The sequence below is a fragment of the Mesorhizobium sp. M7A.F.Ca.MR.148.00.0.0 genome (assembly GCF_003997735.1).
GTDB lineage: Bacteria > Pseudomonadota > Alphaproteobacteria > Rhizobiales > Rhizobiaceae > Mesorhizobium.
Genome location: NZ_RZTB01000420.1, coordinates 1 through 400 on the forward strand (window position 1 = coordinate 1; position 400 = coordinate 400).

The 400-nt window shown below is 59.8% G+C and carries 1 pseudogene; it reads left to right on the top strand.

The window, feature by feature from the left end:
- Window positions 1-267 precede the first annotated feature (267 nt).
- Window positions 268-400 (top strand): annotated as a pseudogene (locus EOB49_RS38430) (C4-dicarboxylate ABC transporter); the annotation flags it as partial.

Consider the following 400-nt stretch of genomic DNA (forward strand, 5'->3'; position numbering starts at 1 on the left):
TCCCGTTGTTTCGAAGGCCGCGTCGTTGCGAGCCGGACGTATGTCGCGCGGCAGCATCCGATTTCGACAGGCCGCTCGAAAAAACTTTCGGCTCCGATGGCTTTTAGCGCAAGCCGCCATCTCTTTCCGGATCCGTCACCCTGATCCCTCAACCGTTCGTCTAACGAGCACAATTGCGGGTTGGCATTTGCGGCCCGCTGTCTAAACTCGCCCCGGTTCGCATCCAGGGAGGCGGTGCGGTCGTCGATATTCCAGGGAGGAGATCAGATGTTGCATTTCAGAACGAAATTCGTTGCGGCCGGCGCGGTGGCGCTTTCACTTGGCCTGGGCGCTGTCTCAGCCAAGGCCCAGGAATTCATCAACGTGCTGACCGGCGGCACATCCGGCGTCTATTATCCGC